Origin of the sequence: Burkholderia seminalis DSM 23518 (assembly GCF_902832885.1) — a bacterium.
Taxonomy (GTDB): domain Bacteria; phylum Pseudomonadota; class Gammaproteobacteria; order Burkholderiales; family Burkholderiaceae; genus Burkholderia; species Burkholderia seminalis.
The window spans coordinates 67,629-79,291 of sequence record NZ_CADFDK010000018.1 but is presented as its reverse complement, the minus strand read 5'-3'; the positions used below and the strand labels follow the sequence as shown (position 1 = coordinate 79,291).

Below are 11,663 nucleotides of genomic sequence, written 5' to 3'. Positions count from 1 at the left end.
GCGCAGCCGCCGCGTCAGACCACGGTGATCGCGAGCGCGCTTTCGCGATAGTGCTTCGCCGCCTTGTCGGTTTCGCCGAGCTGCTCGAACAGGCGCGCGAGCGCGCGATGCGCCCGCACCTTCAGCGCGTCGTTGTCGGCCAGCTTCAACGCCGATTCGAGGAACGACTGCGCCTTGCCCCACAGCTGCTGCTGCTGGCAGAGGCGGCCGAGCGCGAACAGCAGGTCGGCATCGTCCGGGTGATCCTTCTTCCACCCTTCCGCCTTCTGGATCAGCGGCAGCGCATCGGCGCCGGCCGTATCCGGGTAACGGCGCAACAGGCGTGCATCCCAGTTGTGCGCGAGCGCGTCCTCGACGATGCGGCGCGCTTCGTTGCGACGCTCGAGCGGCACAAGCAGGTCGGCCGCGAGATCGGCCAGACGCGGCGACTGGCGCTCGACCGGCGACAGCGACTGCCACACTTCGAGCAGCGCGTCCGGGTCGTGCCGGCGTTCGCGCAGCAGGTTTTCCGCCGCCTGCTGGCGCAGCCGCACGGCCGCGGCCGGATGCAGCGCCTCGCGCTTCTCGAGCGCCTTGGCGAGCTTCAGCACCTCGGCCCAGTTCTTCAACTGCTGCTGCGCACGCAGCGCGACCTGCTGCGCATGGATGCGCTTGCCGCCGGCCTGCATGTCGGCGAGCGCGGCGAGCGCGCCGTCGGCATCGCGCGCATCCGCGCGCATGTCGGCCGCGGCGAGCAGCCGTGCGTCCTGCCATTCCGGCGCATCGACTTTCGACAGCCAGTCGTCGCGGCGCGTGTACTCGTGCATCCGGTGCGCGGCCGTGGCGCCGACGAGACTCGCGGCGCCCAGGTTCGCGTCGACCGACAGCGCTTCACGCGCGGCCTTCTCCGCGCGCGAGAAGCGGCCCGCGTACAGGTTCGAAATCGCATCGCGCAGCGACGCCTGCGCCTTCTCGTTGCGCGAACGCGCACGATACGCGGCAACCCGCTGCGGCATGCGCCAGATGTTCCGCACGATGCGCAGCAGCGCGTACACGACGATGAACAGCACGACGATGGCGATCACGAACAGGTTCAGCGACACGTCGACCCGGTACGGCGGATAGACGAGCAGCACCTGCCCCGCGTCGAAACGGCCGACGGTGGCGAGCGCCGCGGCGATCGCGAACAGGACCGCGAGCCAGACGATTCCTCGAAGCGTCATCGTTACCCCCGGCTCTTGAACTGCTGAACGGCGTTCAGGCTGGTGTTCAGGTTCGGCACCGCGACCGTCAGCGATGCGCCGTCAACCTGCTTGAGCAGATCCTCGACGGTCTGCGTGTCCTTCGATGCCTGATCGAAATACTTCCCGAGCGACGCCTGCGCGGCGTGCAGGTCGGCCTTCATCGCGCTGTCGTTGCGCGCGAGCAGCGACAGCCGCGCGGTGAGCAGGCGCAGCTTCACGTTCTCGCGCACGAAGTAGCCCTGGTCGGGCGACGCGAGCATCGCGTCCGCGTTGTCGATCCGGCGCACCTGCACGAGGCCCTTGAGCTGCTGGCCCAGGCCGGCCGAGAAGTCGTGCCACCACACCTTCCAGCGCGGCTCGCCGGCTACCGCCGACGAAGCGGCTTCAACCGGCGCGGCCTTCGGCGCCGCATGCGGCACGATCGCCTCGCCGGACAGCGGCAGCGCGTCGATCTTCGCGATCGCGTCGTCGAGCTTGATCGCGAGGCCCGTGAGATCGGCCGCCGGCGCGGCCTTCAGTTTTTCGATGTCCAGCGCGAGCGCCTTGCGCACCGTGACGGCCTGCGCGCTCTGCGACGTCGCGAGACGCGCGTCGGCGTTCTGCAGCGCGATCAGCGCGAGCTGCGTGTTGCCGGTCAGCTGCAGCTGCTGGCTCGCGCTCGACAGCATCTGGTCGACTTCCTCGAGCATCCACGCATCGCGGTTGCGCGACAGGTCCTGGTATTGCTGCTGCAGCGCCTGCTGCGCGCTCTGCGCGTCGGCGAGCTTGCCGTCGAGCTGCGCGAGCTGCGTGTCGACCTGGTGCGTACTGGCGAGCGCCTGCTCGGTCTTCATGCGCGTTTCCGCCGTCTGCGCGTCGAGCGCCTTCTGGCGCGCGACGAACGTGCCGTCGAGCCGGTCGATCTTGCGGTTCAGCGCATAGCCGCCGACACCGGCCGCGCAGCCGAGCACGACGACGACGAACCACAGCACCGCGCTGCCGCCGCGGCGCGCGTGCGGCTCGGGCGCGAGATAAGGGGGGCTGGACGGCGGCGCGGATGCAGCGGCCGACTGGGAAGCGACGCTTTTGGAATCGTTGGTATCTGTCATGCGTTTAGTCACCGGTACGGCTGTCGCCGGTTGGACGGCCTCGTCGGCCATCGTTCGAAACGCGCGGACGATGCGCTCATCGCCCGCGCCGGTCAGCGTAATCCTATCAAAACCCAATGCGCGCGCGGTCTGCTCGATCCGCGGGTGCGGCGTGACGAGCGGCGCATGCTTCAGCGCGTCGATCTCCACATCGTTCAGGTGCGCGCGGGCCAGCTCGTGCAGGTTGCGCACGCCTTCCGAACTCGTGACGAGCCACGCGTGCGGCTGGCCGTCGAGCAGCGCGTGCACGCGCTCCCACGCGCCGACGCGCGGCTCCGGCACGACGCGCCGGTACGCCGCGACGAGCGTGACGTCCGCGCCGGCCTCGCGCAGCCGGTCGGCAAGCCATTCGCGCCCGCCGTCGCCGCGCACGATCAGCACGCGCTGGCCCGCCAGCGCCTGCGCGCCGCCGAACGCGGCCTCGATGCACGCGAACAGGCTTTCCGAATCGTAATGGGGAACGCCGCCGTCGGCCGGTGCCTGCGGCGCGATCACGCGGTGCGCGGGCGCCGCGATGCCGTGACGCTCGAGCGCCGCGACGCTGCCCGGCCCGACCACGCCGACCGGCAGCGCGTTCGGCCAGATCGCGCCGTACTGCGCGAGCGCGCGGTCGATCGCGTTCGGCGACACGAAAATCACCAGCGCGTAATCGGCGAGCGCCGCGAACGCGGCATCGAGCGGCGCCGGGTCGTCGACCGGCGCGATGTCGATCAGCGGAAATTCGAGCACGTCGCAGCCGGCCTCGGCGAGTTGCGACGCAAGCGCGTCGGACTGGCCGTCCGGACGTGTCAGGACAGCGGTGAACGCGCGCGCGCCGCCCGCCATCAGGCGTCGCCCTTGCCGGCCTGCGAGGCCGCGAGCAGCGCCTGGACGATGTCGAGCGCGCCTTGCGCCTCGAGTTCGTCGGACACCGCACGGCCGAGCGCGAGCGCATCGGCGACCGTCATCACGGCGCCGCGCTCCTCGGCCGTCAGCACGCGCTTGCCGTCGGTCGTCGACACGCGGCCCGTCAGGTACAGCTCGCCCGCGCGCCACACCGCATGCGCGGCGAGCGGCACCTCGCAGCTGCCGCCGAGCGCGCGCGACACCATCCGTTCGGCCTCGACCGCGAGCGCCGTGCGCGGGTCGTGCAGCGGCGCGAGCCACGCGGCGACGTCGTCGCGGCGCGCGGCGATCTCGATGCCGAGCGCGCCCTGGCCGGCCGCGGGCGGGCTGGCTTCGACGTCGATCAGCGTGCGGATGCGCGCGTCGAGGCCGAGGCGTTTCAGGCCGGCGGCCGCGAGGATGATCGCCGCGTAGTCGCCGCGGTCGAGCTTCGCGAGGCGCGTGTCAAGGTTGCCGCGCAGCGGCAGGACTTCCAGGTGCGGATAGCGCGACCGCAGCATCGCTTCGCGGCGCAGACTCGACGTGCCGACGACCGCGCCGGCGGGCAGCGCGTCGAGCGACGCGTAGTCGTTCGACACGAAGGCATCGCGCGGGTCTTCGCGCGCCATGATCGCGGCAAGCGAGAAGCCGTCGGGCAATGCCATCGGCACGTCCTTCAGCGAATGCACGGCGAGATCGGCGCGGCCGTCGGCCAGCGCGCTCTCCAGTTCCTTCACGAACAGGCCCTTGCCGCCGACCTTCGACAGCGTGCGATCGAGAATCTGATCGCCACGGGTCGTCATCCCGAGGATTTTCACGTCACAAGCTGGATATAATTTGCGCAGCGCATCACGCACATGTTCGGCTTGCCACATCGCCAGGCGGCTCTCGCGCGAAGCAATCGTCAACGTCGCGGGCGGCTGTGCCTGTCGCGGCCCGGCCGCGGGAGTCTCGGAATTCATTGCTGGAACATCGAAGGACGGGATTGAAGATCGAACAATGGTAGCACGCACGCCCCGGCCCGCCCGGGCCCGGAGCCCGCGCCCGGCCTGCCCCCGTGCGGGTCGCGGCGCCGATGTGCGGATGTGCCGCACGTAGCTGGTTGCTTGACCGCAGTTCCCGCAGTTTCCGCAGTTCCTTTTGACTCGAGCTTTCCCAAGGAAACCCATCGTGAAGTCTTCCGGATCGGCGCGTACGGCGCGCCGCAATGCTGCCCTGTCCTCCTCCGACGCCTCGACGGACACCGTCGCCACCGCCGCGAACGGCCGTGCGAAAACGGCAACGAAACCGAAAGACCCGATACGTCAGACAAAACGCGTGACGAAAGCCGCCGGCGCCGCCGCCCGCACGGCCGCCGCGCCGAAGGCCGGCACGCGCACGCGCGAGGACAAGGACCGTCCGCTGTTCGAAGACATCCGCTTCCTCGGCCGCCTGCTGGGCGACGTCGTGCGCGAGCAGGAAGGCGATACGGTATTCGACGTCGTCGAGACGATCCGCCAGACCGCGGTCAAGTTCCGCCGCGAGGACGACAACGAAGCCGCGCAGACGCTCGAGAAGAAACTGCGCAAGCTGACGCCGGAACAGACGGTGAGCGTCGTGCGCGCGTTCAGCTATTTCTCGCATCTCGCGAACATCGCGGAAGACCGCCACCACAACCGCCGCCGCCGCATCCATGCGCTGGCGGGCTCGGCGTCGCAACCGGGCACGGTCGCGTACGCGCTCGAACAGCTGAAGACGACCGGCAACGCGTCGAAGCGCCTGCTGCAGCGCTTCTTCGACGATGCGCTGATCGTGCCGGTGCTGACCGCGCACCCGACCGAAGTGCAGCGCAAGAGCATCCTCGACGCGCAGCACGACATCGCGCGCCTGCTCGCCGAGCGCGACCAGGAACTGACCGCGCGCGAGCGCCAGTACAACGAAGCGATGCTGCGCGCGCGCGTCACCGCGCTGTGGCAGACCCGCATGCTGCGCGACGCGCGCCTGACGGTCGGCGACGAGATCGAGAACGCGCTGTCCTACTACCGCGCGACGTTCCTCGACGAGCTGCCCGCGCTGTACGGCGACATCGAGGCCGCGCTCGCCGAGCACGGCCTGTCCGCGCGCGTGCCCGCGTTCTTCCAGATGGGCAGCTGGATCGGCGGCGACCGCGACGGCAATCCGAACGTGACCGCCGCGACGCTCGACGAGGCGATCAACCGCCAGGCCGCGGTGATCCTCGAGCACTACCTGGAACAGGTGCACAAGCTCGGCGCCGAGCTGTCGGTGTCGAACCTGCTGGTCGGCGCGAACGACGCGGTGAAGGCGCTCGCGGCCGCCTCGCCCGACCAGTCGCCGCACCGCGTCGACGAACCGTATCGCCGCGCGCTGATCGGCATCTACACGCGGCTTGCCGCGAGCGCGCGCGTGCGCGTCGGCGAAGGCACGGTGCCCGTGCGCAGCGCGGGCCGCGGCGCGCCGCCGGTGCGCGCGATCCCGTATGCGGATTCCGAGGCGTTCGTCGCCGACCTGAAGGTGCTGACCGCCTCGCTCGACGAACACCACGGCACGTCGCTCGCCGCGCCGCGCCTCGCGCCGCTCGTGCGCGCGGCCGAGGTATTCGGCTTCCATCTCGCGAGCATCGACCTGCGCCAGAGCTCCGACATCCACGAAGCGGTGGTCGCCGAACTGTTCGCGCGCGCGGGCGTCGAGGCGAACTACGCGGCGCTCGCCGAGGAAGACAAGCTGCGCGTGCTGCTCGCCGCGCTCGCCGACCCGCGCCCGCTGCGCTCGCCGTACTTCGAATACTCGGCGCTCGCGCAGAGCGAGCTCGGCGTGTTCGAGAAGGCGCGCGAAGTCCGCGCGCAATTCGGCGCGCGCGCGGTGCGCAACTACATCATCTCGCATACGGAAACCGTCAGCGACCTCGTCGAGGTCCTGCTGCTGCAGAAGGAGACGGGGCTGCTCGAGGGCGCGCTCGGCGTGCCGGGCGGCGACGCGAGGAACAGCCTGATGGTGATCCCGCTGTTCGAGACGATCCCCGACCTGCGCGACGCCGCGCGCATCATGCGCGAATACTTCGCACTGCCGGGCATCGACGCGCTGATCGCCCACCAGGGCGCCGAGCAGGAAGTGATGCTCGGCTACTCGGACAGCAACAAGGACGGCGGCTTCCTCACGTCGAACTGGGAGCTGTACCGCGCGGAACTCGCGCTCGTCGACCTGTTCCGCGCCCGCAAGATCACGCTGCGGCTGTTCCACGGCCGCGGCGGCACGGTCGGCCGCGGCGGCGGCCCGACCTACCAGGCGATCCTGTCGCAGCCGCCGGGCACCGTGAACGGCCAGATCCGCCTGACCGAACAGGGCGAGGTGATCGCGAGCAAGTTCGCGAACCCCGAGATCGGCCGGCGCAACCTGGAGACCGTCGTCGCCGCGACGCTCGAGGCGTCGCTGCTGCCGCAGTCGAACGCGCCCGCGCAGTTGCCCGCGTTCGAAGCCGCGATGCAGACGCTGTCCGATTCGGCGATGGCCGCGTACCGCGCGCTCGTCTATGAGACCCCGGGCTTCACCGACTACTTCTTCTCGTCGACGCCGATCACCGAGATCGCCGAGCTGAACATCGGCAGCCGCCCGGCATCGCGCAAGCTGCAGGATCCGAAGCAGCGCAGGATCGAGGATCTGCGCGCGATTCCGTGGGGCTTCTCGTGGGGCCAGTGCCGGCTGCTGCTGACGGGCTGGTACGGCTTCGGCAGCGCGGTGAGCGCGTATCTCGACAGCGCCGGGGACGACGCCGAACGCACGAAGCGCGTCACGCTGCTGAAGAAGATGAACAAGACCTGGCCGTTCTTCTCGAACCTGATGTCGAACATGGACATGGTGCTCGCGAAGACCGATCTCGCGGTCGCATCGCGCTATGCGCAGCTCGTGTCCGACCGCAAGCTGCGCAAGCACGTGTTCGAGCGGATCGTCGCGGAATGGGAGCGCACGTCGCAGGCGCTCGCGGAGATCACCGGGCAGGAAGGCCGCCTCGCGACCAACCCGCTGCTCGCGCGCTCGATCAAGAACCGCTTCCCGTATCTCGATCCGCTGAACCACCTGCAGGTCGAGTTGATCAAGCGTCACCGCGCGGGCGACACGAACGCGCGGCTGCGCCGCGGGATCCACCTGACGATCAACGGGATCGCGGCCGGCCTGCGCAACACCGGCTGATCCGCCCGCGGCGCGGGCGCGTTCCGCGCCGGCCTGGACGCGAAGGCCGCGATACGCACGAGCGCGTATCGCGGCTTTTTTCATGGCGCGGCGCGCCGCGCGTTCAATGCGCGTCGATCAGCAGCGCGTCGTGCTCGAACGAACCGTCGGGCTGCACCGCGTAGTAGCCGCGCACCTCGTCGGGCGCGTGCGCCCACAGCGCGCGAATGCCGGTCACGCTGTCGGCCGGCGTGCGGATGCGCGCGACCCACGTGTCGAAATCGATCGGCAGCCGCCAGCGGCTGTGTACCTGCGCGTCGAAGCCGGCTTCGCGGAACATCGCGAGCCATTCGTCCGCCCGGTAGTCGCGCACGTGCGATGCGTCGCGCAGCACTTCCGCGGCCTGCAGGTACGTGTCGAGGAGCGGATGGTCGTTGCCGGCGATGTCGATCATCAGCACGCGGCCGCCCGGCTTCAGCACGCGGCGCACCTCGGCGAGCGCCGCGCGCAGGTCGTGCCAGTGGTGCGCGCTCATCCGGCTCACGACCCAGTCGAACGTCGCGGTATCGAACGGCAGCCGCTCGGCCGGCCCCTGCTGCGTGCGGATGTTCGCGAGCCCGCGCTCGCGCGCGGCCGCATCGACGGTCGCGAGCATCGGCGCGGCGAGATCGTAGGCGACCACGTCGCGCACGTGCGGCGCGACCGCGAAGCTCGCGTGGCCGGCGCCGCAGCCGAGATCGAGCACCGCGGCCTCGGGCGTCGCACTCACCGCGTCGGCGAGCGTCCGCAGGTCGGCACCCGTCGCATGAACCGTGCTCGTCAGATAGGCGGCGGCCGTCGTGCCGAATGCGTCGGCGACCTGGTCGTGGTGTTTCATCGTTCGCTCCTTTCTCTTGCGCAAGCGGCCGGCATGGATGCGCCAGCGCGCATTCCGGCCCCCTGCAACACGTTTGGTGGGACGCCCGCTGCCCTGCCAGCGTGCGACCCGCTACAATAGGCCCGCGTCTGTACCAGTACAAGTTAAGCAGTTATTCTGGTATTCAATCCACCTGCCTGAACGTTGCCGCGCCCCCGCTTCCCTTTCGCCGTTTCCGCATGAACCAGCCGTCCTCCGCCTCCGTCCCGCCGCTCGACGCCACGCCCGCCCGTGCGCTCGGCGAATTCATCCGTGCCCATCGCGAGCGGCTGTCGCCGCAGGCCGTCGGGCTGCCGCCCGGCCCGCGCCGCCGTACGCCGGGGTTGCGGCGCGAGGAAGTCGCGCAGCTGTGCGGCGTCAGCCCGACCTGGTACACGTGGATCGAGCAGGGCCGCCCGGTGTCCGCATCGGCCGACGCGCTCGCGCGGATCGCCGTCGCGCTGCAGCTGTCGAAGGCCGAGCGCGCCTACCTGTTCGAGCTGGCCGCGCAGCGCGATCCGGCCGAGCCCGACGTCGCGGGCGGCGACCTGCCGCCGACGCTCGCCGCGACCGTCGCGGCGATCGCGACGCCCGCGTACGTGCTCGACCGGCAATGGAACGCGCTCGCGTGGAACGCACCGGCCGCCGCGCTCTTTTCCGGCTGGCTCGACGGCGAGCACGACCGCAACCTGCTGCGCTTCACGTTCATGTCGCCGGCCGCGCGCACGCTGATCGTCGACTGGGAAACCCGCGCCCGGCGGCTCGCGGCCGAATTCCGCGCCGATTCGATCCGCCACCTGGCCGACGCGCCGACGCGCGCGCTGATCGACGCGCTGACCGCCGGCAGCGACGCGTTCGCGCAGTACTGGGCGTCGCAGGACGTGTTCGAACGCGAAGGCGGGCGGCGCGAATTCGACCATCCGGCCGACGGCCGCCTCGTGTACCAGCAGATCACGCTGAAGCCCGCGCACCGCGAGGACCTGAAGCTGGTCGTGCTCGTGCGCGACTGAGCGGGCCGGCCCGCGCGGGCCACGGCCGGCAGGCCCGCGAATGTTAGAATTGCGGGATTCCCTCGGCGGCGCACGCTGCCCAACTCCCCTTCGAAGAATCGCCATGACGTCCCAACTGCACAAAAAGGGCGAGGCCTGGTCGGCCCGCTTCTCGGAACCGATGTCGGAACTGGTCAAGCGCTACACGTCGTCGGTGTTTTTCGACAAGCGCCTCGCGCTCGTCGACATCGCCGGCTCGCTCGCGCACGCGAACATGCTCGCCGCGCAGAAGATCATCAGCGCCGACGACCTGGCCGCGATCGAACGCGGAATGGCACAGATCAAGGGCGAGATCGAGCGCGGCGAATTCGAATGGCAGCTCGACCTCGAAGACGTCCACCTGAACATCGAGGCGCGCCTGACCGCGCTGATCGGCGATGCCGGCAAGCGCCTGCACACGGGCCGCTCGCGCAACGACCAGGTCGCGACCGACATCCGCCTGTGGCTGCGCGGCGAGATCGACCGCATCGGCGGCCTGCTGAACGACCTGCGCGGCGCGCTGATCGACCTCGCGGAACAGAACGCCGACACGATCATGCCCGGCTTCACGCACCTGCAGGTCGCGCAACCCGTCACGTTCGGCCACCACTTGCTCGCGTACGTCGAGATGTTCACGCGCGACGCGGAACGCATGCGCGACTGCCGCACGCGCGTGAACCGCCTGCCGCTCGGCGCGGCCGCGCTCGCGGGCACGAGCTATCCGATCGATCGTCATGCGGTCGCGAAGACGCTCGGCTTCGACGGCATCTGCGCGAACTCGCTCGACGCGGTGTCCGATCGCGACTTCGCGATCGAATTCACGGCCGCCTCGGCGCTGGTGATGACGCACGTGTCGCGCTTCTCCGAAGAGCTCGTGCTGTGGATGAGCCCGCGCGTCGGCTTCATCGACATCGCCGACCGCTTCTGCACCGGCAGCTCGATCATGCCCCAGAAGAAGAACCCGGACGTGCCCGAGCTCGCGCGCGGCAAGACGGGCCGCGTGAACGGCCACCTGATGGCGCTGCTGACGCTGATGAAGGGCCAGCCGCTCGCGTACAACAAGGACAACCAGGAAGACAAGGAACCGCTGTTCGACACGGTCGACACCGTTGCCGACACGCTGCGGATCTTCGCCGAGATGGTCGCGGGCATCACCGTGAAGCCGGACGCGATGCGCGCGGCCGCGCTGCAGGGCTTCTCGACCGCCACCGACCTCGCCGACTACCTCGTGAAGCGCGGCCTGCCGTTCCGCGACGCGCACGAAGCCGTCGCGCACGCGGTGAAGATCTGCGACGACCGCGGCATCGACCTCGCCGACCTGACGCTCGACGAGATGAAGCAGGAACTGCCGAACGTCGCGCACCTGATCGGCGACGACGTGTTCGGCTACCTGACGCTGGAAGGGTCGGTCGCGAGCCGCAACCACCCGGGCGGCACCGCGCCCGACCAGGTGCGTGCGGCCGTCAAGGCAGCCCGCGCCGCACTGGGCCGGTAACCGCCTGCCGTCATGGACGGACGCCTTCGGCGTCCGTTTTTCATTCGGGCGGCCGTCGCGCCGCCCATCGCCCGCCCTGCTTCCCGGATGCCGCCGATGACTTTTTCCGCCGCGCTCTTCGACATGGACGGCCTGCTCGTCGACTCCGAGCGGACCATCATGAACACGTGGATCGACGTGTCGAACGCGCACGGTGTCGTGCTGACCGTCGCCGACTACCTGCAGATCGTCGGCCGCTCGTTCGCCGAAGGCCAGGTCATCCTGGCGCGGCTGATCGGCCAGCCCGAGACGTTCGATGCCGTGCGCACCCGCGTGCGCGAACAACTCGCGGCGCCCGAGCCGCATCCGAAGTTTCCGCTGAAGCCCGGCGCGCTCGCGCTGCTCGATGCGCTCGCGCAAGCCGGCATTCCATGCGCGGTCGCGTCGTCGTCCGCGGGCGACGTGATCCGCGCGCGGCTCGATGCGGTCGGCGTGCTGCCGTTCTTCCGCGCGATCGCGGGCGGCGACGAAGTCGCGCGCGGCAAGCCTGACCCGGCCGTCTACCGGCTCGCGGCCGAACGCCTCGGCGTGCCGGCGCACCGCTGCGTGGCATTCGAGGACAGCGACTTCGGCGCGCAGTCGGCCGCCGGCGCCGGCGCATCGGTCGTGACCGTGCCGGACCTGAAGGCGCCGACGCCCGAGATCGTCGCGCTGAGCCTGCACGTGCTCGCCTCGCTCGACGATGCGGTCGCGCTCGTGCCGTCGTGGTTCGGGCTGCAGGGCACGTCGCAACCTGCCTAGGCGCCACCGCGCGCCGCGCCATGCAAAACGGGCACCCGAGGGTGCCCGTTTCGTCGTGCCGCCGAACGACCGGCGTCGCGATGGTCC

At 70.3% G+C, this 11,663-nt stretch carries 8 protein-coding genes; 4 read left to right on the top strand and 4 right to left on the bottom strand.

Annotated elements, in window-relative coordinates; all coding sequences use genetic code 11:
- Positions 1-14 precede the first annotated feature (14 nt).
- The 3 genes from HWX00_RS32995 to hemC are packed head-to-tail and all read right to left on the bottom strand — an operon-like array spanning position 15 to position 4,176.
- On the bottom strand, positions 15-1,202 hold the full coding sequence (locus tag HWX00_RS32995) for a heme biosynthesis protein HemY (protein ID WP_034186245.1): 1,188 nt from the start codon (positions 1,200-1,202) through the stop codon (positions 15-17).
- 2 nt (positions 1,203-1,204) lie between these two features.
- A complete protein-coding gene (hemDX, locus tag HWX00_RS32990) occupies positions 1,205-3,175 on the bottom strand; it encodes a fused uroporphyrinogen-III synthase HemD/membrane protein HemX (RefSeq protein ID WP_175027687.1) in 1,971 nt (656 codons plus the stop codon).
- Positions 3,175-4,176: a hydroxymethylbilane synthase gene (hemC, locus tag HWX00_RS32985; RefSeq protein ID WP_175027686.1), complete on the bottom strand. Its 1,002-nt coding sequence runs from the start codon at positions 4,174-4,176 to the stop codon at positions 3,175-3,177. The genes hemDX and hemC overlap by 1 nt, the downstream gene beginning before the upstream one ends.
- A gap of 208 nt (positions 4,177-4,384) precedes the next feature.
- Between hemC and ppc the strand changes: the two genes are divergently transcribed.
- Positions 4,385-7,399: a phosphoenolpyruvate carboxylase gene (gene ppc / locus HWX00_RS32980; protein ID WP_175027685.1), complete on the top strand. Its 3,015-nt coding sequence runs from the start codon at positions 4,385-4,387 to the stop codon at positions 7,397-7,399.
- Positions 7,400-7,502: 103 nt separating this feature from the next.
- On the opposite strand, the gene HWX00_RS32975 is transcribed toward ppc, so the two are convergent.
- Positions 7,503-8,255 (bottom strand): class I SAM-dependent methyltransferase, encoded by a 753-nt coding sequence (locus tag HWX00_RS32975; protein ID WP_034186249.1) that lies wholly within the window; start codon positions 8,253-8,255, stop codon positions 7,503-7,505.
- A gap of 218 nt (positions 8,256-8,473) precedes the next feature.
- On the opposite strand from HWX00_RS32975, the gene HWX00_RS32970 reads away from it, so the two are divergent.
- The 3 genes from HWX00_RS32970 to HWX00_RS32960 all read left to right on the top strand — a co-directional run bounded on the left by HWX00_RS32970 (position 8,474) and on the right by HWX00_RS32960 (position 11,576).
- Positions 8,474-9,283, top strand: coding sequence for a helix-turn-helix transcriptional regulator (locus tag HWX00_RS32970; protein ID WP_034186250.1), 810 nt, complete (start codon positions 8,474-8,476; stop codon positions 9,281-9,283).
- A 103-nt stretch (positions 9,284-9,386) separates the two neighbouring features.
- Entirely contained in the window at positions 9,387-10,796 is a 1,410-nt protein-coding gene (gene argH, locus HWX00_RS32965; protein ID WP_059560384.1) for an argininosuccinate lyase, read from the top strand.
- A gap of 96 nt (positions 10,797-10,892) precedes the next feature.
- Positions 10,893-11,576, top strand: a complete 684-nt coding sequence (locus tag HWX00_RS32960; RefSeq protein ID WP_049034415.1) for an HAD family hydrolase — start codon at positions 10,893-10,895, stop codon at positions 11,574-11,576.
- Positions 11,577-11,663: the final 87 nt, after the last annotated feature.

Excerpts from the sequence above, each read along its gene's own strand:
- HWX00_RS32995 (WP_034186245.1), bottom strand. The coding sequence starts at position 1,202 with ATGACGCTTCGAGGAATCGTCTGGCTCGCGGTCCTGTTCGCGATCGCC.
- hemDX (WP_175027687.1), bottom strand. The coding sequence starts at position 3,175 with ATGGCGGGCGGCGCGCGCGCGTTCACCGCTGTCCTGACACGTCCGGAC.
- hemC (WP_175027686.1), bottom strand. The coding sequence starts at position 4,176 with ATGAATTCCGAGACTCCCGCGGCCGGGCCGCGACAGGCACAGCCGCCC.
- HWX00_RS32975 (WP_034186249.1), bottom strand. The coding sequence starts at position 8,255 with ATGAAACACCACGACCAGGTCGCCGACGCATTCGGCACGACGGCCGCC.
- HWX00_RS32970 (WP_034186250.1), top strand. The coding sequence starts at position 8,474 with ATGAACCAGCCGTCCTCCGCCTCCGTCCCGCCGCTCGACGCCACGCCC.
- argH (WP_059560384.1), top strand. The coding sequence starts at position 9,387 with ATGACGTCCCAACTGCACAAAAAGGGCGAGGCCTGGTCGGCCCGCTTC.
- HWX00_RS32960 (WP_049034415.1), top strand. The coding sequence starts at position 10,893 with ATGACTTTTTCCGCCGCGCTCTTCGACATGGACGGCCTGCTCGTCGAC.